The organism is Bacillus sp. 205(2023), assembly GCF_037027485.1.
GTDB lineage: Bacteria > Bacillota > Bacilli > Bacillales > Bacillaceae > Bacillus > Bacillus halotolerans.
In genome coordinates this window covers 30,490-55,809 of sequence record NZ_JAXCHF010000001.1, presented here as the reverse complement: position 1 = coordinate 55,809, position 25,320 = coordinate 30,490, and the positions used below count along the sequence as shown (strand labels likewise).

General features: G+C 45.2%; 25 protein-coding genes. 2 read left to right on the top strand and 23 right to left on the bottom strand.

Translation table 11 applies throughout. The annotated features are described in order from the left end of the window. The first annotated feature begins 142 nt into the window (after nt 1-142). The gene (locus WA325_RS00265) at nt 143-628 is read left to right on the top strand and encodes an Ig-like domain-containing protein (RefSeq protein ID WP_105954224.1); all 486 of its coding nucleotides are present in this window, start codon (nt 143-145) and stop codon (nt 626-628) included. 39 nt (nt 629-667) lie between these two features. Here the strand turns inward: WA325_RS00265 and ftsY are convergent, their stop codons facing one another. The 13 genes from ftsY to WA325_RS00200 form a co-directional block, all read right to left on the bottom strand. Then, nucleotides 668-1,657, bottom strand: coding sequence for a signal recognition particle-docking protein FtsY (gene ftsY / locus WA325_RS00260; RefSeq protein ID WP_202852530.1), 990 nt, complete (start codon nt 1,655-1,657; stop codon nt 668-670). 19 nt (nt 1,658-1,676) lie between these two features. Then, nucleotides 1,677-5,237 carry a chromosome segregation protein SMC gene (smc, locus tag WA325_RS00255; protein WP_336183042.1) on the bottom strand — a complete coding sequence of 1,187 codons (3,561 nt, stop codon included), beginning with the start codon at nt 5,235-5,237 and terminating at the stop codon, nt 1,677-1,679. Nucleotides 5,238-5,337: 100 nt separating this feature from the next. Continuing rightward, entirely contained in the window at nt 5,338-6,087 is a 750-nt protein-coding gene (gene rncS / locus WA325_RS00250; protein WP_010334220.1) for a ribonuclease III, read from the bottom strand. Nucleotides 6,088-6,226: 139 nt separating this feature from the next. Then, nucleotides 6,227-6,460 carry an acyl carrier protein gene (gene acpP / locus WA325_RS00245; protein ID WP_003154310.1) on the bottom strand — a complete coding sequence of 78 codons (234 nt, stop codon included), beginning with the start codon at nt 6,458-6,460 and terminating at the stop codon, nt 6,227-6,229. An 83-nt stretch (nt 6,461-6,543) separates the two neighbouring features. Then, nucleotides 6,544-7,284 (bottom strand): 3-oxoacyl-[acyl-carrier-protein] reductase, encoded by a 741-nt coding sequence (fabG, locus tag WA325_RS00240; protein ID WP_024121375.1) that lies wholly within the window; start codon nt 7,282-7,284, stop codon nt 6,544-6,546. After that, nucleotides 7,277-8,230 carry an ACP S-malonyltransferase gene (gene fabD, locus WA325_RS00235; RefSeq protein WP_336183041.1) on the bottom strand — a complete coding sequence of 318 codons (954 nt, stop codon included), beginning with the start codon at nt 8,228-8,230 and terminating at the stop codon, nt 7,277-7,279. Before fabD ends, fabG begins: the two co-directional genes overlap by 8 nt. Nucleotides 8,231-8,248: 18 nt before the next feature. After that, nucleotides 8,249-9,247 (bottom strand): phosphate acyltransferase PlsX, encoded by a 999-nt coding sequence (plsX, locus tag WA325_RS00230; protein ID WP_024121373.1) that lies wholly within the window; start codon nt 9,245-9,247, stop codon nt 8,249-8,251. A gap of 13 nt (nt 9,248-9,260) precedes the next feature. Continuing rightward, a complete protein-coding gene (gene fapR / locus WA325_RS00225; protein WP_024121372.1) occupies nt 9,261-9,827 on the bottom strand; it encodes a transcription factor FapR in 567 nt (188 codons plus the stop codon). A 107-nt stretch (nt 9,828-9,934) separates the two neighbouring features. Beyond that, entirely contained in the window at nt 9,935-11,983 is a 2,049-nt protein-coding gene (recG, locus tag WA325_RS00220; RefSeq protein ID WP_024121371.1) for an ATP-dependent DNA helicase RecG, read from the bottom strand. Next, nucleotides 11,961-12,863, bottom strand: coding sequence for an L-serine ammonia-lyase, iron-sulfur-dependent, subunit alpha (gene sdaAA, locus WA325_RS00215; protein ID WP_024121370.1), 903 nt, complete (start codon nt 12,861-12,863; stop codon nt 11,961-11,963). Before sdaAA ends, recG begins: the two co-directional genes overlap by 23 nt. A gap of 23 nt (nt 12,864-12,886) precedes the next feature. Then, nucleotides 12,887-13,549, bottom strand: a complete 663-nt coding sequence (sdaAB, locus tag WA325_RS00210) for an L-serine ammonia-lyase, iron-sulfur-dependent subunit beta (RefSeq protein ID WP_105991212.1) — start codon at nt 13,547-13,549, stop codon at nt 12,887-12,889. A gap of 139 nt (nt 13,550-13,688) precedes the next feature. Then, on the bottom strand, nt 13,689-15,347 hold the full coding sequence (locus WA325_RS00205) for a DAK2 domain-containing protein (RefSeq protein WP_095713821.1): 1,659 nt from the start codon (nt 15,345-15,347) through the stop codon (nt 13,689-13,691). A 15-nt stretch (nt 15,348-15,362) separates the two neighbouring features. Further along, nucleotides 15,363-15,725 carry an Asp23/Gls24 family envelope stress response protein gene (locus WA325_RS00200; protein WP_105954218.1) on the bottom strand — a complete coding sequence of 121 codons (363 nt, stop codon included), beginning with the start codon at nt 15,723-15,725 and terminating at the stop codon, nt 15,363-15,365. A 278-nt stretch (nt 15,726-16,003) separates the two neighbouring features. Here WA325_RS00200 and rpmB point away from each other — a divergent pair, with 278 nt between their 5' ends. Beyond that, a complete protein-coding gene (rpmB, locus tag WA325_RS00195; protein ID WP_003221548.1) occupies nt 16,004-16,192 on the top strand; it encodes a 50S ribosomal protein L28 in 189 nt (62 codons plus the stop codon). Between the two features lie 71 nt (nt 16,193-16,263). Here rpmB and spoVM read toward each other — a convergent pair whose 3' ends face one another. The 10 genes from spoVM to def all read right to left on the bottom strand — a co-directional run bounded on the left by spoVM (nt 16,264) and on the right by def (nt 25,300). Continuing rightward, on the bottom strand, nt 16,264-16,344 hold the full coding sequence (gene spoVM / locus WA325_RS00190) for a stage V sporulation protein SpoVM (protein WP_003221545.1): 81 nt from the start codon (nt 16,342-16,344) through the stop codon (nt 16,264-16,266). 83 nt (nt 16,345-16,427) lie between these two features. Next, nucleotides 16,428-17,072: a thiamine diphosphokinase gene (locus WA325_RS00185; RefSeq protein WP_101861203.1), complete on the bottom strand. Its 645-nt coding sequence runs from the start codon at nt 17,070-17,072 to the stop codon at nt 16,428-16,430. 74 nt (nt 17,073-17,146) lie between these two features. Next, entirely contained in the window at nt 17,147-17,800 is a 654-nt protein-coding gene (gene rpe, locus WA325_RS00180) for a ribulose-phosphate 3-epimerase (protein WP_101861202.1), read from the bottom strand. Nucleotides 17,801-17,803: 3 nt separating this feature from the next. Next, the gene (rsgA, locus tag WA325_RS00175) at nt 17,804-18,706 is read right to left on the bottom strand and encodes a ribosome small subunit-dependent GTPase A (protein ID WP_105954217.1); all 903 of its coding nucleotides are present in this window, start codon (nt 18,704-18,706) and stop codon (nt 17,804-17,806) included. A 14-nt stretch (nt 18,707-18,720) separates the two neighbouring features. Beyond that, a complete protein-coding gene (pknB, locus tag WA325_RS00170; protein WP_105991213.1) occupies nt 18,721-20,670 on the bottom strand; it encodes a Stk1 family PASTA domain-containing Ser/Thr kinase in 1,950 nt (649 codons plus the stop codon). Beyond that, a complete protein-coding gene (prpC, locus tag WA325_RS00165) occupies nt 20,664-21,428 on the bottom strand; it encodes a protein-serine/threonine phosphatase PrpC (protein WP_044155932.1) in 765 nt (254 codons plus the stop codon). The genes pknB and prpC overlap by 7 nt, the downstream gene beginning before the upstream one ends. 6 nt (nt 21,429-21,434) lie before the next feature. Then, nucleotides 21,435-22,526: a 23S rRNA (adenine(2503)-C(2))-methyltransferase RlmN gene (gene rlmN / locus WA325_RS00160; RefSeq protein WP_024121361.1), complete on the bottom strand. Its 1,092-nt coding sequence runs from the start codon at nt 22,524-22,526 to the stop codon at nt 21,435-21,437. A 3-nt stretch (nt 22,527-22,529) separates the two neighbouring features. Beyond that, nucleotides 22,530-23,873 (bottom strand): 16S rRNA (cytosine(967)-C(5))-methyltransferase RsmB, encoded by a 1,344-nt coding sequence (gene rsmB, locus WA325_RS00155; protein ID WP_105954214.1) that lies wholly within the window; start codon nt 23,871-23,873, stop codon nt 22,530-22,532. Continuing rightward, entirely contained in the window at nt 23,860-24,813 is a 954-nt protein-coding gene (fmt, locus tag WA325_RS00150; protein WP_059292801.1) for a methionyl-tRNA formyltransferase, read from the bottom strand. Before fmt ends, rsmB begins: the two co-directional genes overlap by 14 nt. Nucleotides 24,814-24,817: 4 nt before the next feature. Further along, complete coding sequence (gene def, locus WA325_RS00145; protein WP_024121358.1) at nt 24,818-25,300, bottom strand: peptide deformylase; 483 nt, start codon at nt 25,298-25,300, stop codon at nt 24,818-24,820. Nucleotides 25,301-25,320: the final 20 nt, after the last annotated feature.

The following is a 25,320-nucleotide window of genomic DNA, read 5'->3' as shown; positions in this document are numbered from 1 at the left end:
CGATAACTTAGTTTACATGGTTTTAATATGAGTGTCAAGTTTTTATCTTGTCAAAGCAACGATCACTTTTTCCAATATTAACTAAACATCATCTAATTTATTCCGATATTGTATATGAACCCTATTTTAAAGGAGGATTCTCATGAAAAAAATCGGTTTATTGGTTATGTTATGCTTGGCTGCCGTGTTACCATTTATTTTTCCCGCCCAGCAAGCAGCTGCGGCCGGAGCCCCTTATAAGGCCTCCATCTCAAATATTAGCACGGACGGAGGCGTGTACGGCAAAATCAATTACGGACAGGGCCAATTTTGGCGAGTCAAGTACAATATTACGATAAGCGGTACATTGCTCGACGAAAATGGAGCGCCAGTGCCAAACACACCAGTCAGCTTCGAAGCAGATACAAAAGTCGGGAATACAACACAGACAGCTGCGGGAACAACTGATGAAAACGGAAAGTTTAACGTTCCAATGTATTTAGGACCTGCTGCTGGATACTACACGTATTACACATCTGTTTCCGTTCATTACTATGACATTATTCCATTCAGAGTTTATTCAGGTGATGCGAGATTGCTATCCACTGATAACAGCCTTTATCATTTCGCCTATCAAGTGAGACGATAACAAAACAGCCCCCAATGCTTTTGGGGGCTGTCTGTCTTTTTAATCCTCCGCTTTTTCCACTAAATCTGAAAAGAGCCCGTATACGTAAGATTCAGCGTCAAACTCCTGAAGATCATCAACTTTTTCTCCTAAGCCGACTAATTTAACCGGAATATGAAGCTCGTTGCGAATCGCAAGGACAATGCCGCCTTTTGCAGTGCCGTCAAGCTTTGTTAAAGCAATTCCTGTAACGTTTGTTGCTTTAGAGAACTCCTTCGCCTGTGCCATTGCGTTTTGTCCAGTCGTGGCATCAAGGGCAAGCAGCACCTCATGAGGCGCTTCAGGCACTTCTCTTTCGATAACGCGTTTCACCTTTTCGAGCTCCTTCATCAGGTTTACCTTATTTTGAAGACGCCCTGCCGTATCACAAATCAATACATCGGCTTCTCTCGCTTTGGCAGCGTGAACAGCATCATAGATGACAGCCGCAGGATCGCTGCCGGCCGCCTGCTTAATGACAGGCACACCCGTACGTTCTCCCCATACTTCAAGCTGTTCAATCGCTCCTGCTCTGAAAGTGTCTCCGGCAGCGAGTACAACAGATTTCCCTTCTTGCTTTAGTTTATGAGCAAGCTTTCCGATCGTTGTCGTTTTGCCGACTCCATTTACGCCGACTAGGAGAATAACATTTAAACGCCCTTCCAGAATGTTCAGCTCAGAAATTTGTTCGTCTCCGCTGTTATAAATCTCCACCAGCTTCTCAGAAATAACAGACTGCACTTCCTGCGGATCTTGAATATTTCTGCGTTTCACTTCTTTTTTGAGCTCGTCTATCAGCTCCATAACCGTTGTAAAACCGACATCAGCACTGATCAGGACCTCTTCAAGCTCTTCGAAGAAGTCCTCATCAATTTTACGGTAACGGGACACGAGATCATTCACTTTGTTTTGAAAGGAGTTTCTCGTTTTTTCAAGGCCGTCCTTAAACTTTTCAGATACGGAATCTGTCTGTTTGGTGATTTTCTCTTTTAATTTTTTAAAAAAACTCATCTTATAACCTCTTTCCTCGTTACTGAACGAATTCTTTTGTCTCTTCCAACTTCACTGAGATGACCTTAGAAACACCGGATTCCTGCATCGTCACGCCATAAAGCACATCAGCTTCCTCCATTGTGCCTTTTCTGTGGGTAATCACAATAAACTGGGTATCGGCACTGTATTTTTTCAAATACTGCGCAAACCGGAACACATTTGCTTCGTCAAGCGCGGCTTCTACCTCGTCTAGAACACAAAACGGCACAGGGCGCACCTTTAAAATTGAGAATAAGAGCGCAATAGCAGTAAGCGCACGCTCTCCGCCAGACAAAAGGTTTAAGTTTTGCAGTTTTTTCCCCGGCGGCTGCGCGATAATTTCCACTCCGGAATGCAGCAGATCATTCGGATCGGTAAGCCTTAATTCCGCTCGTCCTCCTCCGAATAAGGAGCGGAAGACTTGATCAAAGTGAGAGCGGATTTGGACGAATGTGTCATTAAAGCGTTTCGTCATCTCTTCGTCCATTTCCTCAATCACTTGGAACAGGGTATTTTTTGCTTCTGTTAAATCTTCTTTTTGCTCTGACAAGAATTGATAGCGTTCGTTAACCCTCTCAAACTCATCTATGCTTCCTAGGTTTACCGTTCCAAGCTCTTCTATTGCGAGTTTAATCAGCTTCACGCGCTTTCGTGCTTCCTCAGGATCTGTTTCAAGCTGGTATTTCTCTTTGGCTCCCTCAAAAGACAAGCTGTATTCTTCCCGCAAGTATTGCAGCAAATTATCAAGCTCGACTTCCATTCGGCCTAGTTTTACTTCTTCGTCTTTTAAGAGCGTTGTTTTTTGTTTATACAGGCGCTTCATTTCTTTCAGCTCGCGCTCATACGTATCAAGCCCCTGCTGAAGTTTGATTCTCTGGTCACGCCTTAACGCAATCAATTCAATTGTTTTTGTTTTGTCATTCAATTTATGTTTCGCGGCCTCTTCCAGTTTTTCTTCGCCGCTTGTGCTTGATGACATTTCTGACGTTAAGAAGCTTAGGTCCTCTTTCGTCTCTTTTAAAGCAAGCTCAGTTTCTTGGAGCTCTTTCTTTAATCTAGCGAGGTTGTCCTCTTCGCTCTTACATGCTTGCTCTTTTTTCGCTGCTGCGATCTTCAGCTCAGTCAGCTCATTGGAGAGAGACTCTTTTGTAGAGGACTGTGTCTGTTTTTGTTTTGTCAGTCTATCAATATCCTCTTCAAGCTGTTTCATCTTTTCGGATACGGAAGAAAGCTTTTCTTCCAGTTCGCGTTTGCGCGCTTTCTTCTCTTGATCGCTTTCTGAAAGAGCTGATTTTTCTTGATCATAGAGCTCTAAGTGAGTATTGATATTCTTCTCAGCGACTTGAAGCTCATACAGCTGGCCTTTCACATCCTGCTGCTTCACTCTTAAGCCTTCCCCGGCCTCTCTTAAATCAGCCAGTTTTTTCTCCATCTCCTGAATGGATTGCTTAAGGATTTTGACCTCTTGTTCAAGCTGCGCTGTTTTTTCTTCCATCTCAGCGAGCCGCTGGGTGACATCCTCTAATTCCCGGCTTCTTCCTAGCAGGGAGTTGTTTTTCTTTTTAACGGCGCCCCCCGTCATTGAACCTCCAGGATTCACGACATCGCCCTCGAGAGTAACAATGCGGTAACGGTGTCCAAGCAGCTTCGCAAGCTCATTTGCGCCTTTTAAATGCTCTGTAATCAGAACGGTGCCAAGCAGGTTTTGAATGATACGGCGATACGCGGGATCAAATGTGACAAGATCACTGGCAACCCCGAGAAATGACGGGTGCTGCTCCGCAGTTGCCGCGTCCCTGCTTTGAAGCTGACGGTCTTTGATGACAGAAAGCGGCAGAAATGTCGCCCGGCCGAACGAATTCTGTTTTAAATATTGAATCGCTTTACGGGCGGACTGTTCATCATCGGTCACGACATGCTGTGCTGAAGCTCCGAGTGCTATTTCAATGGCCGTTTCATACTTTTGTTCTGTTGAAATCAGTTCAAGAACTGCCCCTCGAATACCGCCAAGCCGCCCTTTCGCTTTCAGCACCTCTTTAACACCTTGATAAAAGCCAGAGAAATCTCCCTGCATCGTCTCAAGCATGTCTTTTTTCGATCTCGCCTGCTGGACGTATTGGTATGCTTGGTAAAGAGCAGATTCATTTTTCTCATATTGACGCTTTTTCTGCTCGTATTTGACCTGCATTTCACGATACGCGCCGACTTGGCTGTGAATCTCCTGCTCTATGCGGGCAAACTCGGTTTCACATGCAGCTTTTTGGGCGGAAATATCGCGCCGTTCCTGCAGATGCTTTTCATTATTATCAGCTAGCCTCTGCTGGGTAACGGCTGATTGGGACATCTGGTCATCAAGCAGCTGGAGCTCATTGCGAATCGACGCCTGGCTGTTTAACAGCTCAAAGTAATCGCTTTTCAGCTGTTCAATTTTCTCTTCGACATTTTCATTATGAAGACTGAGAGCCTGATGCTTTTCCTTCACCTGTGCTTTTAAATCTTTCACTTCTGTCTGAAGCGTTTCGAAAACAGCTTCCTGCTTCGCAAGATCTTCTTTCAGCACAGCTTCTTTTTGCTGAAACTGTACGATGGCTTCTTCAAGCTGCTCTCGGTTTTGCACAGCGTTTTTTTTGCGTTCTTTCAGTACTTCTTTGCGCCCTTCCAGCTTTTCAAGCTCCTCACTTGTCACAAGCAAGACTTGCTGGAGCTCGTCCACTGATTCATCGAGCGCTTGAATTTTGTCGCGCGCATCTTCAATTTTCGCTTCTTTTGCTGATATAGCAGACGATTCAGCGAGCTCTTCTTCCTTAGCGGCTTGCACTTTCTCCTGAAGGCTTGACCATTTGGCGTGCAGCTCTTCAATATCGTAAGCGGTCAGCGCAATTTCAACGTGCTCAAGCTCTTTCTTTTTCTCCAGGTAGTCTTTCGCGATTGAGGCCTGTATTTTAAGAGGCTCAACCTGGCCTTCCAGCTCATGTAATATATCTTCTACCCGGTTTAAATTATCCTGGGTTTCAAACAGCTTGTTTTCTGCTTTTTTCTTTCTCGTTTTGTATTTGAGCACCCCTGCTGCTTCTTCAAAAATACTGCGGCGATCCTCCGCTTTGCTGCTCAGGATTTCTTCCACTTTCCCTTGGCTGATAATCGAAAATGCTTCTTTTCCAAGTCCTGAGTCCATAAATAAATCAATAATATCTTTTAAGCGGCACGGCTGATTGTTAATTAAAAATTCACTCTCGCCAGATCTGTACACACGTCTTGTGACACTGACCTCATGGAAGTCAATTGGCAAAAAATGATCGCCATTATCAAGCGTAAGTGTAACTTCGGCAAGATTTAACCGTTTTCTCGAATCACTGCCGGCAAAAATAATATCTTCCATTTTCCCGCCGCGAAGGGAACGTGCTGATTGTTCTCCAAGAACCCAGCGAATAGCGTCTGTGATATTGCTTTTTCCGCTTCCGTTCGGGCCGACAACCGCAGTGACGCCTTTTACAAAATCAACGGAAATCCGTTCTGCAAATGATTTAAATCCTATAACGTCTAAACGTTTGAGGAACATAGCGATCCTCCTTATGTAATAAGTATTTCAATTTTATCATAAACATGGATGAAATAAGACGGCAAACATACTGAAATCCCCCTTATAACTTAGGGGGATTTTATTGTTTCGTATGGTGTTTTTGCAATTTAGCTAGAGCTTCCTGAGCAGCGTGCTGTTCGGCTTCTTTCTTTGAACGGCCGTTTCCGACTCCGAGTGGTTCACCTTTTAGAGATACGATGGCTTCGAATTCGCGGTTATGGGCAGGTCCTTTTTCGTTGGATATTTTATACTCCAGCGAGCCCTTGCCGTCCCGCTGCACGTATTCCTGCAGCTGGCTTTTAAAATCCATCACATGAGAAAAAGCACCATCGTTTATTTTAGGGAACACATAGACTTTTAAGAAACTTTCGACCGGCTCTAATCCCTGGTCAAGATACAAGGCTCCGATAAAAGCTTCGAAGACATCCGCCAAAAGTGCAGGACGTTTTCTGCCGCCCGTCATTTCCTCGCCTTTCCCTAATAGGACAAGATCGCCGAATGACAGTTCGTGAGCCAATGAAACGAGAGACGGTTCGCATACAATCGCGGCTCTCAATTTCGTCAAATCTCCTTCACTCATAGCCGGATACTTGGCAAATAAGAATCTGGAGATCGTCAGTTCCAAAACAGCGTCACCTAAAAATTCAAGCCTTTCATTATCTTCATACGGCTTTTTCCGATGCTCATTCACATAAGATGAATGTGTAAATGCTTGATACAAAAGCTTTTCATTTTGAAAGTGAACCGAGATCCGTTCTTGAAACTCTTTAAATTGTTCTATTTTTTTATAGAACTTTTTCTTATCTTTATAATGTGAGTGTTTTGACATAGTAACCTCCATAGGCACATCAGGTTCACCGCGCTTCTCTGACTAAACCGGATACAGCGCGCGTAAAAGCGGCATGCTGTAATAACTGCACGAATAAAGGGCTAAAGCCCCGCGTTTCGGCGGGACTTTTAGCATCAGCTTATTGCTGGTTTTGTATGTAGTTCACAGCGTCGCCGACTGTTGCAATCTTTTCAGCATCTTCGTCAGAAATTTCCATATCAAACTCGTCTTCAAGTTCCATAACAAGCTCAACTACATCCAGGGAATCAGCACCTAAGTCTTCCTTGAAAGAAGCTTCAAGTTTGACGTCTGCTTCATCAACGCCAAGGCGATCTACGATGATTTTCGTTACACGCTCTAATGTATCTGCCATAGCAATTCACCTCCCCTCAAGTATTATAGTGGATTCGTTTTTAAAAAACTAGAGTAACTATGATGAAATTTTCGAGAAAAAACTTACATTACCATTCCGCCGTCAATATGAAGCGTCTGGCCTGTCATGTAACGCGCTCCCTCTGAAGCAAGAAACGTGACGACGCTGCTGACATCGCCGGGATCGCCAAAGCGAGCGAGCGGAATTTGTTTCAGCATTTCATCTTGAACGTCCTTAGCAAGCTTATCTGTCATATCAGTTGAGATAAATCCAGGCGCAATCGCATTAACTGTGATGTTGCGGCTTGCGAGCTCTTTAGCTGAAGACTTTGTTAAGCCGATCACACCTGCTTTTGCAGCCACGTAGTTGGCTTGTCCAGGATTTCCGCTGACGCCGACGATAGACGATACATTAATAATCCGGCCTGAACGCTGCTTCATCATTTGTCTTGTCACAGCTTTCGTGCAGTTGAAAACACCCTTCAGGTTAATGTTAATGACATCATCCCACTCATCTTCTTTCATTCTCATGATGAGATTGTCTTTTGTAATTCCGGCGTTGTTCACTAGAATGTCAATCGTAGAGAAAACAGAAATCGCTTCTTTTATCATGTTTTGTACATCTTCAGGATTTGATACATCGGCTTTGACAGCAATTGCTTTTCTGCCCATTGATTTGATTTCATCTACGACTTCATTTGCTTTCGCTTCGCTGCCTGAGTAGTTAACGACAACGTTTGCACCGTTTTTGGCCAAGTCAAGGGCGATTGAACGGCCGATTCCGCGGGATGCGCCAGTGACAACAGCTGTTTTTTCATTAAGCATTCTCATTCTCCTCCTTAAGCGTTTGAATTGCCAGTTCAATCGTTTCCGGGTCTGATACGGCAATGGTTTTTAAGCGTCTGTTTACTTTTTTCACAAGGCCTGAAAGCACTTTGCCGGGACCGATTTCAATAAACGTCGTAACACCCTCTGCGATCAGCTTGTTAACAGTTTCCTCAAAACGAACCGGGGAGTACAGCTGCTCAATGAGTTTCTCTTTAATGTCTGCCTTATCTGTCATCACATCTGCAGAAACATTTGAGATCACCGGCACGTCTGCGTCTTTCAGTTCACACGAGTCCAAGACTTCCTTCAGCTTATCAGCGGCAGGCTTCATCAGTTCAGAATGGAACGGACCGCTTACGTCAAGCGGAATCGCACGTTTAGCGCCGTTCTCTTTTGCCTGTTCAGATGCAAGCTCTACTCCTTTTGCCGTTCCGGAAATTACGATTTGTCCGGGACAGTTGAGATTGGCAAGCTGCACAAGGTGGCCATCCTCAGTGACTTTATCGGTTACTTGTTTCAATACGTCGGCATCCATTCCGAGAATGGCAGCCATCGCTCCTTCTCCGGCCGGCACCGCTTCGTTCATGAACTCACCGCGTTTTCTGACAGTATAAACAGCGTCTTTAAAGCTCATTGCGCCAGCCGCCACCAGTGCAGAATATTCTCCAAGGCTGTGTCCGGCTGTGAAATCAGGTGTAATGCCTGATTCTTTAAATTTTTCAAGCACAGCAATGCTAGTCGTCAGCAAAGCAGGCTGCGCATTGTATGTAAGGGTTAATTCTTTGGCATCACCTTCAAAAATCAGTGAGCTGAGCTTTGTTTCCAATGTTTCGTCCGCTTCATCGAACAGACGTTTTGCATCTGGAACCTGCTCATAAAGCTCTTTCCCCATGCCGATAAATTGAGATCCCTGACCAGGGAATAAAAATGCAATCTTACTCATGATGTAAAAACCTCCAGACTATTCATCTGTTTTTTCTTCTTTTACTTCTTCCTGAATGAGCGCAGCCATGTTTTGGCTGACCATCTCTCTGGCTTGGCGGATCGCATGGTAAACCGCACGGGCATCAGAAGAGCCGTGTGCCTTGATTACCGGCGCTTTCAAACCGAAAAGACTTGCTCCGCCGTATTCGGAATAATCCATTTTCATTTTCATTTCCTTCATCTTCGGCTTCAGCACAGCGGCCGCAAGCTTAGATGTAAAGTTTGACGTGAGCGCTTCTTTCATCATTTTAAAAATGGACATCGCAGAGCCTTCAAGCGTTTTGAGTGTAACATTCCCGGTAAATCCGTCCGTTACTACGACATCTGCTACATCGTCTAAAAGGTCCCGTGCTTCCACGTTTCCGATAAAGTTGATGTTTGCCTCTTTTAATAATTGGAACGTCTGCTTCGTCAATTCGTTTCCTTTTTTATCTTCTGTTCCGACATTCAAAAGTCCGACTCTCGGTGAAGTCACGCCTCGGACTTGCTGGGAATAAACAGAACCCATAATGGCGTATTGAACGAGATGCTCAGGCTTGGCATCTACATTGGCGCCGACATCAAGGAGCAGAAACCCGCCGCCTGATACAGTCGGCAGTGTCGGTGCAAGCGCAGGGCGGTCAATCCCTTTAATTCTTCCCACAATAAACAGGCCGGCTGTCATTAACGCGCCGGTATTTCCTGCTGAAATGCAGGCGTCAGCTCTGCCTTCTGCAACTTCCTGCGCCATCAGGACCATAGAGGAGTTCTTTTTTCTCCGCACGGCGCGGACCGGTTCGTCCGTAGGCTCAATCACTTCATCTGCGTGCAGCACCGTGATGCGGTCTGATGATGTTGTTAAATACGATTCTATTGTTGTCTTGTCACCGACAAGTGTAATATGAAGATCATCAAATGACTCTATACCCTTCATAACTCCGTCAATAACAGCTTTGGGAGCGTGGTCTCCTCCCATTGCATCTACAGCTATTCTCATGCATGCTCCACCTTTATGAATGTTTTGAACGGTACATGTCAAAGCGTCCAGAAAAAACAATTTCCTCTGCAACATAGCTGTTCACTTCGACAACCGTTCTTCCTTTATCTTTCTCAACCGCCGTCACTTTCGCTTTCGCAACGACGCGCTCACCCTGCTTTACCTGCCTGGTAAAGCGGATGTCTGCACTTGCAGTCAGCGCCAATTCGTCATCTATAATTGCAACGGCCAAAGAATTCGCCTGAGCAAATAAATGGTGTCCTCTCGCAATTTGATTCCGGCTGAATACATGCTCCTGTTTTATTTCTAAAATAGAAATCGCCTGATCATCCAGCTCAAGGTCAATAATTTCTCCGATGACTTCGTCTAGTGACAGGGACTTCACTTCATCTTCAAGCGTTTTCTCTGCCACGTTCTTAATTCTTTCTCTCAGCTCCGGTATGGAAAGCTCCAAGCGGTCCAAACGAATCGTCTGAATGCTTACTCCGAATTTTCCCGCTAATTCTTCATCTGTAATAAATGGGGTTGCTTTGATCGTCTGCTGAAGTAATTCCTGGCGTTCTTTCTTATTTCTTCTCATATCTAAACACCATCCGGCAAATTAAGACTAGGTACTAATAGTAGTATATAATTTCATAGATTGGAATGCAATGATTGTTTCTGGCTAAACACCAAAAACTTCTTATCTCAGCTCAATTTTTCCCCGTCCATGACTCCGCTTTTCAGCAAATGCTCTCTTAGCGCCCCATATTCAGGGTCGTTCCAGAACGCTTCCGAAGCCACCAGATTTGCAGCGTCCTGCCTTGCCGTTTCAAGCGCTCTGTAATCATGAACCATGTCCGCCACCTTAAAATCAGGCATTCCGCTTTGTTTTTTTCCAAAGAAATCTCCCGGGCCTCTCAGTTCCAAATCCTTTTCAGACAGTTCAAAGCCGTCATTGGTTTCCGACATGATTCTCATCCGTTCTTTTCCTGTTTCTGATTTCGGATCAGCCATAAGAATGCAGTAGGATTGGTGCTCGCCGCGGCCGACACGGCCGCGCAGCTGGTGAAGTTGGGACAAACCAAAGCGATCGGCGTCGTAAATGACCATAATCGTTGCATTCGGAACATTCACTCCGACTTCAACAACAGTGGTTGATACGAGAATTTGACACGTATTCGCGCTGAATTCCCTCATCACCTGATCTTTTTCATCGGAATGCAGTTTTCCGTGCATAAGGCCGACGTTCCATTTTCCACGGAAAACCTCAGAAAGCATATTGTATACATCTATAGCGTTTTGCACATCAAGCTTGTCTGATTCTTCGATCAGCGGACAGATAATATACGCCTGTCTGCCCTGCTTTAATTCTTTTTCGACGAATGCCAGAATACGGTCCAGCATGTCATGTTTCACCCAATAGGTCTCGATTTGTTTCCGCCCCGCCGGCATCTCATCGATGACGGAGACATCCATTTCACCGAAAACAGTAATCGCCAGGGTTCTCGGAATCGGAGTGGCTGTCATAAAGAGCACATCGGGATCCTGCCCTTTGTTCCGAAGCTTCTTCCGCTGTTCAACTCCAAATCGGTGCTGCTCATCCGTGATGACAAGACTTAGCGCTTTAAACTCGACCTCATCCTGGATTAAAGCATGGGTTCCTACAAGAATATCAATCTCTCCCGCACCAAGCCGCTCAAGCAATTCCCTTCGGCGCTTCCCTTTTACAGAGCTTGTCAGAAGGGCGACATTGACATCCCACTTTTCAAACAGTGAAACAAGGGAATCAGCATGCTGTTCAGCAAGAATTTCTGTCGGAACCATAAGCGCTCCCTGATATCCGGATAAAATGGCCGCATAAAGCGCGATGGCAGCGACTGCCGTTTTTCCTGATCCGACGTCTCCTTGAAGAAGACGGTTCATTCTGTATGGGGAAGACATGTCTGCTGTTATTTCGCGGAGCACGCGGGACTGGGCGTTGGTGAGAGGAAACGGGAGGCTTTTGACAAATGTCATGAGTTCTTCGTTTGAAAAACGCTGCCGTATCCCTTGTGACTGCTCTCTTTCCGCCTTTCGGAACGCCTGCATTTTCAACTGAAATAATAAAAATTCTTCGTAAACGAATCGGCGTCTGGCCAGCTTTAATGCTTCTCTTGTTTCTGGCTGGTGCATCGCTTTTAACGCTTGATGATAGTCCGGCAGCTTATAGCGAATTTTAAGGTTTTCCGGGAGAGGATCAGGTATTGAGTCTGCATATTGGGTCAGCCCGTGCTGAATAAAACGTCTCATCATTTTAACGGTGACATTTTCTTTCACGGAATAAACTGGTTCAATGCTTTTATCCTCTTGATGCGGCCCATTTTTTAATTCCTGAACAGAAATGGTCTGACGGTGCTTGTCCCATTTACCGGAAATCGTCACAACAGAGCCCAGCGAAAGCTTTTTCTTTAAATAAGGACGGTTAAAACAAATGGCAGTGATTAAATAATGGCCGACAAGAAGGCGAAATGTCAGCCTGTTTCGTTTTTTTCCGTAATAGGTAAGAGAAGGCTCTGAATGAACCTTCCCTTCAACTGTGACTCTTTCATCATGCTGTACTTCTTCTAAATCCCTCAGCTCGTAGTCATCATAGCGATAAGGGAAATAATTCAGAAGATCAGAAATGTCATAAATACCGAGTTCATTTAATGTTTTTTCTGTTTCCGGCCCAATGCCCTTAATGTTGGCTATACTAGTTTGCTGATGTTGTTTCACTTGAACCCAGCGCTCCTCCGAATATTTTTTTCTCTAATTCTCTTCCCGTCGGTGTGGCCGCTAAACCGCCCTGGCCTGTTTCTCTAAGGGCAGTGGGCATCGTTTGGCCGATTTTATACATCGCATCGATGACCTCGTCACATGGAATCCGGCTTGTAATGCCTGCTAATGCCATATCAGCAGCAATCATCGCGTTTGATGCGCCCATTGCATTCCGCTTCACACAAGGCACTTCAACAAGGCCCGCAACAGGATCACACACAAGGCCGAGCATATTTTTTAATGTAATGGCCATGGCCTCCGCACTTTGCTCAGGTGTTCCGCCTGCCATTTCAACAATTGCCGCAGCTGCCATGCCCGAGGCAGATCCTACCTCTGCCTGACACCCGCCGGCAGCACCGGAAATACTTGCATTATTTGCTACGACAAATCCGAAAGCTCCGGCCGTAAATAAAAAGCGGATCATTTGTTCTCTTGTCGGGTTCAGTTTTTCTTTCACGGCAAATAACGTACCCGGCACTACACCTGCAGATCCGGCTGTCGGTGTCGCACAGATTGTTCCCATGGCGGCATTCACTTCATTTGTTGCCACAGCTTTCGATACCGCGTCTAAAATCAGCGCTCCCGACAGGCTTTTTCCAGATCGAATGTAGGCCTGTAATTTAACGGCATCCCCGCCTGTTAAGCCCGTTTGACTCGTAACCCCTTCAAGCCCTTTCTGAACCGCCGCTTCCATAACAGTCAGATTGTGATCCATCTGCTGAAAAATTTCTTCTTTTGTTTTTTCTGTTACTTCCATCTCTTGAGCGATCATGATGTCAGAGATGGACATTTGCTTTTCTTTCGTTATCTCAATTAATTCTTTTACATTACGAAACATAACTGGCTCCTCCTGACCCTTCGCTAGTCAGCAATCTTTGTCACTTGAATAATGTTCGGCAGCTTCGACAGCTCATCGAGAACATCATCGTCAATATTTTGATCCACTTCTATTGTCATCAGCGCAAGCTGACCAATATCCTTGCGGGCGACTTCCATATGGCCGACGTTGATTGAGAATTTCGCAAGGACATTGGCAACTCCTGCAATGGTGCCAAACTTGTCATTATGAACAACTAGAATGGCAGGGTGGTTTCCAGACAGACGGAGCTCAAAGCCGTTTAATTCTGTGATTTCAATTTTTCCTCCGCCTATCGAAATTCCCGTCAGTTCAAGTTCTCCCTTTTCATCAGAAATACTGATTCGAGCTGTATTCGGGTGAACCGGAACAGCGTCTTCGACTCGAAACTCTATATCAATTCCTTTATCTTCTGCAATTTGTATAGCGGTTTTAATCCGTTCGTCAAATGTATCAAAATCAAGCAGACCGCCGATAATTGCCACATCTGTGCCGTGACCCTTATATGTTTCACCAAAAGAGCCGTAAAAGGACACAACGATGCGCTCAGGCTCTCTGCCAAATAAACTTCTGGCCACTCTCCCGATTCTCGCCGCGCCTGCTGTATGCGAACTGGACGGACCGATCATAACCGGGCCGATAATATCAAAAACGCTTCTGTATTTCATGCTATTCCTCCTTATGAAACAGAGCTTATAAGCGGCTTTGCTTCTAGACTAATTGATCGGATATAAAATGGCAAGCGGGCGCGTTACAGCGCTGCCGCACTTAAAAGCAGACATAAGAATAGAAGGGCAATTTGCCCTTCTATTCTGCAGAAACTATATACGAATACAGCGGCTGTTTTCCGTTGTGGATTTCAACCTCAATCTCTTCGTACTTGTCGTTGAGAAACGCTTCAAGCTCTTCAGCTTCTTCTTGAGACGCATCTTCTCCATAAAGAATGGTGACAATTTCGTCCTCTTCTCCGATCATTTCTGACAAGAGCATTTTTGCAGCACCCAGCTGATCTTCAGCACTGCCGATAATCGTTCCATTCAGAATTCCCATAAAGTCGCCTTTTTTTATGTCTTGTCCGTCAATATGAGTATCCCTGACTGAGTATGTCACCTGTCCGCTTTTTACTTGCTGAATGGCACTTAGCATATTGGCTTCATTTGCTTCAGGCTCTTGATCCGGATTAAATGCCAGCAGCGCTGACATCCCTTGCGGAACCGTTTTGGCAGGAATGACAAAAACCTTATCGCCTATCACACTTGCGGCTTGATTGGCAGCCATGATAATGTTGGAGTTATTCGGTAAGATAAACACAGTGTCTGCATTTACAGATCTTACAGCATCGACGATATCCTCAGTGCTCGGATTCATCGTCTGGCCGCCTTCAATCACAACGGAAGCGCCAATGCTTTTGAATAAATCAGAAATACCTTCTCCCATCGCAACAGTCACAATGCCGTACGGCTGCTTTGCCGCTTTCTCGCTGTGAGCAGGCTCGCTGTCCTGGCTGATGATGGAAGTGTGCTGCTCTCTCATGTTTTCAATTTTGATTTTTATTAATTCACCGTAATTTTGAGCGTAGTTTAACACATTTCCCGGCTCTTCAGCATGAATATGAACCTTCGCCAGAGACTCGTCTGCAATAACCAAAAGAGAATCACCAAATTGGCTGAGGTCATTTCTGAATGTGCCTTCATCAAATTCTCTTTTATTCTGATCGAGCCTTACCATCACTTCTGTACAGAAACCGAATTCAATATCATCTGTATTCATCATACTTTGCGCGCTCTTATGATGCTCTGCACTGACCATGTCATCAAGTGACGGAAGAACGGTTTTCTCAGGAACGGTCTCACCTTTTAATGAAGCGAGGAAACCTTCATACACACAAAGCAGGCCTTTGCCTCCGCTGTCAACGACTCCAACTTCCTTCAGGACAGGCAGCAATTCTGGTGTCCGGTTTAAGGATGCCTCAGCTTCCTTTGTCACCGATGTCATCAGCGCAATGATATCGGTTTCTTTTTCCGCCAGGGCCACCGCTTGTTTCGCAGCATCTTTTGCAACTGTTAAGATGGTGCCCTCCACAGGCTTCATGACTGCTTTGTAAGCCATATCGACACCGGCTTGCAGCGCGGCGGCAAACTCTTTTGCATTAATTTCTTTTTTTGTTTCAATGCTTTTACTGAATCCTCGGAACAATTGGGACAGGATGACTCCTGAATTCCCTCTTGCCCCCATGAGCAATCCTTTAGATAACGCGGAGCCCACTTTACCGATATCACTTGTCTCCAAATGCTCCACTTCTCTTGCCCCGGAAGTCATTGACAGGTTCATGTTTGTTCCCGTATCACCGTCCGGCACCGGAAACACGTTGAGCGCGTCAACCGCACTCGCGTTTTGCGACAGATTCTGTGCACCTGCAAGAATCATCTCGGCAAAGGTTCTGCCGTCTAATGTTCTGATAGACAATCCTACTCCTCCTAACTACGGGTTCGTCACTCGTACGCCTTGGACATAAATATTAACAGAATCCACTGCAAGTCCGACTGTTTGATTTACTGTGTACTTTACTTTTGTTTGGACGTTATGTGCCACTTCAGAAATTTTTGTGCCGTAGCTGACAATGATATACATGTCAATATGTATCTGTTCTGCTTCTTGGCGAACTTGAACACCTCTGCTGAAATTCTCTTTCCGAAGGATATCAGTCAGTCCGTCTTTAATTTGGTTTTTAGAGGCCATTCCAACAATGCCGTAACAGTCAATCGCAGCGCCGCCGGCAACCATTGCAATGACTTCATTCGATATATCAATCTGCCCGTATTTCGTTCTTAATTCAATGGACACACTAGTTCCTCCTTCGAATGCATAGAGTTACAGCTATTCTACTATATGAATTCCATTATGAAAAGAAAAGACGCGACAAACGCTGCACGTCTCTTTACATATACTATAGCGCCGCTGTTTGTGCAAGATGTCAAGTGAATTTTCTTGAAAGATGATGAAACAATAGTTGCAAACGTTTTTTAGCTGTGGTAAATTATTTAAAGTATCCATATCGAAAGCATCTAAGAACATATGAAAGTGAAAAAGTAGATGTTTTGTGCAAGTGAGGAGGGAAACAAATGGCACGTAAATGCGTTATCACAGGTAAAAAAACAACAGCTGGGAATAACCGTTCTCACGCAATGAATGCTTCTAAGCGCACTTGGGGCGCGAATCTTCAAAAGGTTCGTATCCTTGTGAACGGAAAACCTAAAAAAGTATATGTATCTGCTCGAGCTTTGAAATCCGGTAAAGTTGAGCGTGTATAACAAAATGAACGCCTGCCCTGATATGTGGCAGGCGTTTTTATGTGGTGAAAGGGGGCTTGAACCCCTGGGCTTTAATCTTTTCTAAATGAGCCCAGCATCGCCCGGACAATTCCTCCTAAAAACTTCGGCAATTTAATGGTGTAAAATTTCATTTTTGTCCCCTCCTATAAGTCCCGTAACCGCCTGTTCATCGCTTTAAGGTTCATTAATTTCAACAAATGAGTGAAAGCAGAAGCTAATCCGTGCTTCTTATCATTATTAATATGCCTTTCGCAAACGAAAAAGTACCTCGTGAATGAATGAGTTCGTTACTAATACATAGTGTTGAACCAAGCGTAATATGACACTTATTTAGCGGATATTTAAAACCGATGAGGGTCAGCTCATCCACTTCTTCTGTAAATGGGATGAAGGAGATATACCGTTTGTTTTGATCGATAAGAAGAGAATATTCGCCTGGAGAGAACATCTGAATATCATTCTGTTTGTCTATAAGCTTCATTTTCGAATTTGTTTTTACTCCCCTGTACAGCAGCTGAATATTTCCTAAAAAGTGATCTGCTCTGCCTCCCGTAATACCGAAGATCTGAATGACATCCGGCTGCTTTTCGAGGGCCCAATCAAGAGCGAGGTCTAAATCAGTTTGATCTTTTTCTGCCTGGTACACATGGAGAGCGGGCGCGGCTTTTTCGATTTGCCGGCGTTCCTGCTCCGTAATGCTGTCAAAATCTCCGAAAGCTTCATCAGGAATGATGCCGGCATCTAAAAGCGTGACTGTGCCCTTGTCAACCCCGACCCAGATCGTGTGATCAGCCGTATAACCAGTCAGGTCAGGGATCAAATCTTTTGGACCTCCCGCAACGATATTGATTTTTCTCATCTCTTTTTCCTTTCTGCTTCTGGGTACAGGAAAAAGAGCTCGGGCTAAATGCGCCCGGCTCTTTCTCCTGCTGCTTATTTGCTTCCTCTTATCTCAGAAATAGCTTTTTCGCGGTCAGTTTGGCCATAAACAGCAGAACCGGCAACAAGTAAATTTGCGCCCGCTTCGATGACTAGCGGGGCTGTTTCTTTGTTGACGCCGCCGTCTACTTCAATTAGCAGATCATGTTTCCCTTTTTCCTCTGCCATTCGTTTCACTTCTTTTATTTTCGGAAGAACAGAATGAATAAATTTCTGTCCGCCAAATCCAGGGTTCACCGTCATTAAGAGAACGAGATCAAGTTCTTCAAAAATATGCTCAATTACTTGAACAGGTGTATGCGGATTCAGGACAACCCCAGCTTTTACACCCTGCTCTTTCATAAGCTGGATTGTCCGGTGAAGGTGCGGACAGGCTTCGGCATGTACAGACAGGATATCTGCTCCAGCTTTTGCGAAAGCCGGGATATAACGATCCGGCTCTTCAATCATTAAATGTACATCCAGGGGCAGTTTCGTCACCGGACGAATGGCTTCTACAATCAGCGGCCCAATCGTAATATTCGGGACAAAATGGCCGTCCATGACATCAACATGAATGTAATCGGCTCCGCCTTTTTCTACATCTTGAATCTCTTTGCCTAAAGCGGCAAAATCAGCGGAAAGAATAGAAGGTGCAATCTTTACCATGATCTAATACCTCGGCTTTCTGTCTTTTATCTCTGTGATAAATTCAACATAATGGTCGTAGCGGTACTGCTTTAATTCCCCTTCTTCAACAGCTTGTTTGACTGCACATTTCGGCTCTTTCAAATGCAGACATCCTCTGAATTTGCATGATGCGCTTTTTTCTCTGATGTCAGGGAAGGTGTAGCCCAGCTCTCCTTCTTCAATGTCTGTAAACTCAAGAGAGCTGAAACCCGGCGTATCCGCAACCAGACCTCCGGACGTGTGAATGAGCTCCACATGGCGGGTTGTGTGCTTCCCGCGGCCTAAATGCTCAGAAATCTCGTTTGTTCTCAAACCCAGCTCGGGACTGATCGCGTTGAGAAGCGAGGATTTTCCAACCCCCGACTGGCCGGCAAAGACCGTTGTTTTGCCGCGGAAATGCGGGATGATCTCCGTTAAACTGTCTTGGTCCTTAGAAGAGGTAAGATATACGTCATAGCCAATGTTCCGGTAGTCTTCAGCATACGCTTGAATGAGCTTTAGAGTATGTTGATCTTCAATTAAATCCATTTTTGTAATACAAATAATCGGCTGGATGTCATTCGCTTCTACGAGAACCAAGAAACGGTCGAGCAATGCTGTGCTGAAAGATGGCTGCATCGCCGAGAAAACAAGCACCGCTTGATCAACGTTGCAGATCGGCGGCCTGATAAGTTCATTGGTTCTTTCTTTAATCTCCAGAAGATATCCTTCTTTATTATTTTCAGCTTGATAAACAACATAATCACCGACCAAAGGGGTGATTTTATTTTTTCTGAAAATGCCTCTTCCTCTGCATTGTATAACTTTTCCGTTATTTGAATCCTCTGATTCATCCAGTACGTAATAAAAGCCGCTAAGCGCTTTAATAATTTTGCCCTCAGGCATATTTTCCCTCCTTGTTATTCATCTTTCGGATACTCAATTGTTTTGTAGCTGACGACTTTATTATTTACCATCACTTGATAGTACCCTTTTTGGCCAGGTTCAATCTTCAGTTCGATCGTCCGTTCTACGGGCTCTTTAATCTTAAAATGTTCGTAAGTGTCAGAAATGCTGTGGTCCGCGTCGTCAATCGCGATTTGCACCTCAAGCTCGTCCCCTTCGTTTTCAGGCTCATATGGGATCTTGACTTTTTCTTTCACTGTTTTCGCCGGTTTCTTCTCAGGTCCGAGAGAAAATGTCACTTCGACCTCATTTCCCGGCTTTAGCGCCGTTCCCGCTGCCGGTTTTTGTTTGACAACCTGTCCTTCCGGAACGTCATCTGAGTACACTTCTTTTTCCACCAGCTTGAGCCCGTTATCTTCCAGATATCCTGAGGCTGCTTCTTTACTGTATGTTTTTAAATCTCTGAGCGTAATATCTTCCGGCCCGATGCTGACTGTGAGCTTAACTTGATCTTCGTCCGGCACAAGTTCGGTCCCTGCTGACGGATTCTGGTCTATGACCGTGCCGGCGTCTTTCTCATCATTATTTACTTCATCCACCGTTACATTTTTAAAGCCCTGTTCCTTTAACACTTTTTTTGCCTTGTCGACTGATTGGTCCGTCACATCACCGATCTGCTTTTTTGCTTTACCTGTGCTCTTATAAAGCGTAACCGTTGCTCCTTCTTTAACAGTAGACTCGGCTTTAGGATCGGTTTTGACCATCAGGCCTTCTTCGATCTTCTCATCTGAGATTTCCAATACGTCTGAATCTACCTGCAAGCCTTCTTTTTCTAGAAGATCTGCCGCTTTCTCATATTCCATCCCTGCTACATCGGGTATTTTGACATCCTTAGGCATAAAAAGAGAAGGAAAAACAGTGATGGCGAGAACTCCTGCCGTGATAAAAATCAGGCATATGGTGAGCAAAATCCACGGCCATTTTTTTCTCTTTGCTTTTTTCTTCGTTTGGTTTTCTTGAGGAAATGTCATGTCAGCTTCGGTTTCATTAGAAGCTTTCGCAAGCTCTGCATCCTTAATAATCGGAATCGCTTTCGTCATTTCTTCATCATCTTGAATCGTAAATTTCTTTTCGTTGAGCCTGTTCGCGTCAAAAGCTGTTCGAATATCTTCTTCCATATCTTCAGCAGTTTCATAGCGATGAAAAGGATCTTTGGCGGTTGCCTTTAATATGATGTTTTCAACGCTTTGGGGTACTGAGGGATTCCACCTTTTCGCTGAAGGGGTTTCAGCCTGAAGATGCTTTAAGGCGATGCTGACAGCCGATTCTCCATCAAACGGGATTCGGCCGGTTAACAGCTCAAATAAGACAATCCCAAGCGCATAAATATCTGATTTTTTTGTGGCCAGACCGCCCCGCGCCTGTTCGGGGGATAAATAATGGACTGAGCCCAGCACAGAATTGGTGTGGGTGATTGTTGTCGAAGTCAGTGCAGTCGCAATTCCAAAATCCGTTACTTTGATATTGCCCATATGGTCGATCAAAATGTTATGCGGTTTAATATCCCTGTGGACAATATGATTTTGGTGGGCATGGGCAATGGCTGAGACAATTTGCTCCATGATGCTGAGCGCTTCTTTGGGGTGAAGCGGCCCATTTGCTGTTATGTATTCTTTTAGCGTCATGCCCTCTACGTATTCCATGACAATATAGTAAATATCATCTTCCTCGCCCAAATCATAAATGCTGACAATATTCGGGTGATCAAGGCTTGAGGCCGATTGGGCTTCTCTTCGGAAACGCCTGATAAACTCATTGTCATTCACATAGTCAAACCGCAGGATTTTGATTGCGACTTCACGATCAAGAATAATGTCCTCAGCTAAATAAACGTTGGCCATTCCCCCGCCGCCTATGGCACGGAGAATCTGGTAACGCCCGCTGATTCGCTTGCCGATTAGCACTGATCTTCACCCTCTTCAACATGTAAAGCAAGCTCAAGCAACACTGCTGTAATATTGTCTTCCCCGCCATTCTCATTGGCTTTGTCCACAAGCAGGTTTACTTTTTCCTGAGGAGCTGAATCGCTTTGCAGGATGTCTTTTAATTCAGTGACTTCCACTTTATTCGTCAGTCCATCAGAACATAAAAGGAGTTTATCTCCGGGTTCAATTTCGAAAGAACGTGCGTCAATACTGACAGATTGATCTGTTCCGAGCGCCTTCGTCAGCACATTTTTGCGCGGATGATGCTCAGCATCTTCTCTGGAGATTTCACCGGTGCGAACCAGTTCATTCACAAGAGAATGATCCTCTGTCACCTGAACGAAAAGATCGTCCTGAAGCAAATAGCATCTGCTGTCGCCTATATGAGCAACGGAAACCGTTTTGCCTGTGAAAAGAGCGCATACAATGGTTGTTCCCATGCCTTGGCATTCTTCGTGCGCTTGGGCATGATCGTAAATCTTGCTGTTTACCGCGAGAATCTGTTCAATGAGCCACTCTTCACATTCTGACGGCGCCGCAGGAATCGTATCTGCCTCATTCCATTTCTCTCCCATGGCTTTCACAGCCATCTTGCTTGCAACATCTCCAGCAAGATGGCCGCCCATGCCATCAGCGACAACCGCTAATACAAAATCGTCTTTCCCCTTAAAAATACCCGCATCATCTTCATTATGCTGGCGGATTTTCCCTGTATCTGTTTTTAAGGCTGTTAACAACCCTCATCACCTCGTCTCGTCTTGACGCTCCTTCGCGCGAAGCTGACCGCAGGCTGCGTCAATGTCATGGCCTTGCTCTCTTCGGATCGTGACATTTACTCCGCGGGATTTCAGCGTTTTCTCAAAAGCAAAAATCTGCTCGCGCGGTGTGCGGACGTAATCCCGTTCAGGCACATAGTTTACCGGAATCAAGTTCACGTGGCATTTTACGCCTTCCAGCAAGTCTGCAAGCTCTTCAGCGTGCTCGACCTGGTCATTTACGCCGCCGAACAGACCGTATTCAAAGCTGATCCGGCGTCCTGTTTTATTAATGTAATATTTAACGGCTTCCATTAAATCAGGCAGCTTGTACGCTCTGTTAATCGGCATCAAACGGCTTCTGATTTCTGTATTTGGCGCGTGAAGAGAAATCGCAAAGTTAATCTGCATTTGCTGGTCAGCGAATTCGTAAATTTTCGGGATGATTCCGCTTGTAGAAACAGTAATATGGCGGGCACCGATATTCAGTCCCTTATCATGGTTAATGATTTTTAAGAAGGCAAGCATTTCGTTAAAGTTATCAAATGGTTCGCCAATTCCCATGATGACGACAGAGCTGACGCGTTCATCCGTTTCATCCAGCGCTTTTTGAACTTTCACCACTTGAGCGACAATTTCGCCTGCTTCAAGATTTCGTTTTAAGCCGCCGAGCGTTGATGCGCAGAATGTGCAGCCAATGCGGCAGCCGACTTGTGTCGTTACACATACAGAATTACCATACTCGTGTCTCATTAATACGGTTTCGATTGTATAACCGTCGTGAAGCTCGAATAAAAACTTCATCGTGCCATCTTGAGAAGTTTGTTTAACTGCTGTTTTCAGCGTCGTTAATACGAAATGAGTGTTTAATTTCTCACGCAGATCCTTTGACAGGTTTGTCATTTCGTCAAAAGAAGATACTCGTTTTTCGTAAAGCCATTCAAAAATCTGCGCCGCGCGGAACGGTTTCTCTCCGTTGTCTGTCAGCCATTGTTTGATTTCGTCTAATTCAAAAGAATAAATTGAAGGACGCTCTGTCCGCAATTCTTTTCTGATCTTTGTTTTTTTAAGTTCTGTCATTGCTTATCCCTTCTTTCTCATGCTGCAAATAAAGAAACCATCTGTTCCGAAATAATGCGGAAGGATTTGAAGCCTCCCATCCCGAACAAAGGGTCTCGCCTTTTCAGGCAGCCGCTTTTCAAGAGACAAATCGGGTTCAAAATCAGGATGTTCTTGTATAAACGCATGGATAACTTCTTCATTTTCTGTCCGATCCATTGTACACGTACTGTAGACAAGAGTGCCACCTTTTTTTACTAATGGCGCAATTTCCCTTAAGATAGACAGCTGGATTTCAGCAAGCCGGGAGCTGTCATTCGGGGTTTTGGTGTATTTCATATCCGGCTTTCTTCTGATCACGCCAAAGCCTGAGCATGGAGCGTCAACCAAAATGCGGTCAAACTGTTCACTTTTAAACGTTTCTCCCGCTTTTCTCGCGTCCATTGTTTTCGCATCAATAATGGAAAGGCCAAGCCGTTCTGACGCTTCTTTGATCAGCTTCACCTTATGTTTGTGAAGGTCAAGCGATGTCACACTTCCCTTGTTCTCCATTAATTCAGCGATATGGGCTGACTTTCCGCCCGGCGCCGCGCACGCATCAAGCACCGTTTCACCTGGCTTAGGGTCAAGGGCCCGGGCAACCAGCATGGAACTTTCATCCTGGATGGACACTTCACCTGTCTGGAAGAAGTGAGTTCCGGCGATTGTTCCCTTTACAAGCTTCACAGCATCCTCGGCGAGATCGCCTTTTTCTGCTTCGATTCCTTCAGCTGCCATTTGATCAAGTATCTCCGCTCTGTCTGTTTTCATTTGATTGATACGCAGCGTTTGCTTAGGCGGAATGAGATGAATGCGGCAAATCTTTTCAGCCGCATCAAATCCGTATGCGTCTGCCCACTCTTTCACGAGCCATTCAGGATGGCTGGTTTCTGTCGCAAGCCTGAGAACAGGATCTTCGATAGCGTCAAAGGAAGGGACTCCTTCCCGCTGAATAGAGCGAAGCACGCCGTTGACAAATGAGGCAATGCCTTTATGCCCGCGGTTTTTAGCAATCTCTACCGCTTCATGGATGACTGCCCGGTCGGGAATTTTCTCTAAATATTCCATTTGATATAGGGACAGGCGGAGAAGCTGGATAACCCACGGCTTCACCTTTTGCGGCTTGTTGATAAACGGCTTGAGCATATAATCCAGCGCGATTTTGTTTTGCAATGTACCGTACACGAGTTCAGTCAAAAGCCCCCGGTCCTGATCGCTCAGTTTATTGGATTTAATAACCGATTTCAGGAGCAGGTTACTGTATGACTGATTTTGTTCTAATTTGACCAGCGCCTCCAGCGCAATATCACGAACGCTATTTGTTTTCATTGTGCACTCCTAACATATCACCTGTCTCAACATGAGCGCCACGGACAAAGTCTTCGCCTCGCATGCGTTTTTTGCCGGCAGGCTGCAGCTCTGTTAATAACAGTGCCGTATCGTTTCCTGTGGCCACGATAATTCCTTCTTTTTCAATAGCAATAACTGTGCCGGGCTCGGCTTTTGCCGGCGCCGCTGTTTTCTTGGCCGCCCACACTTTCAGGTTTTGTCCATTTAAAGTCGTATAGGCAACAGGCCATGGGTTTAAACCTCGAACTTGATTATAAAGCTCTTCCCCCGCTCTGGACCAGTCAATCAGCTCTTGTTCTCTTTTAATGTTTGGCGCATACGTCGCTTTCTCGTCATCTTGCTTTTCAGGTGATATGTCGCCGGCTATAACTTGAGGAACTGTTTCAGACAGAAGCTTCGCGCCAGCAACGCTTAATTTATCGTGCAGGGTTCCGACATTGTCGGTTTCTTCAATGTCTACTTCCACTTTAGAAATCATATCGCCTGCATCTAATTTTTCCACCATGTACATAATGGTAACTCCGGTTTTTTTCTTTCCTTGGAGAATGGAATAATGGATAGGAGCCCCGCCTCTCAGTTCAGGCAAAAGAGACGCATGGACATTAATGCATCCGTACTTAGGGCTGTCGAGAAGCTCTTTAGGCAGAATTTGCCCAAACGCTGCCGTCACAATAAGATCCGGTTTTAATGCCAGCACCTTTTCAATTTCTTCTTTCAGTCTGACTTTTTCAGGCTGAAGAACCGGGATACCGTGACGCAAAGCTTCTTCCTTCACAGGCGGAGGCGTAAGCACTTTTTTTCTGCCCTTCGGACGGTCCGGCTGCGTGACGACCCCCACTACTTCATATCCGTCATCTATCAGGGTTTTTAACACAGGAACTGAAAAATCGGGTGTTCCCATAAACACGATTCTCGTCATCAAATCATCCTTCCATATCCGCTAGTTCATCTTCTGTATAATATTTGCTTATTTTTGATGTAAACAGCACGCCGTCCAAGTGGTCCATTTCATGCTGCACGGCTCTCGCGAAAAAGCCTCTTGCTTCAAGAATAAACGGTTTTCCTTGACGGTTATACGCCCGCACTTTCACATAATCGGCACGCGTGACATCTCCGTAGACGCCGGGAAAACTTAAGCATCCTTCCACTCCGGTTTGCTCGCCGCTTTGTTCAAGAATTTCCGGATTCACAAGGTCAATTCTGCCACTTTCTTCTCCGATATCAACGACAGCCGCTCTTTTTAAAATACCGATCTGCGGCGCTGCCAGTCCGACTCCATCCATTTCGAGCATGGTATCGTACATATCATCAAGCAGTTTTTTTAGCTTTTTATCAAAAACAGTCACGGTTTCCGCAGGCGTTTCCAAAACCTCCGCGGGATGTGTGACGACCTTTTTTACTGCCAATTCATTACCCTCCAAGACGT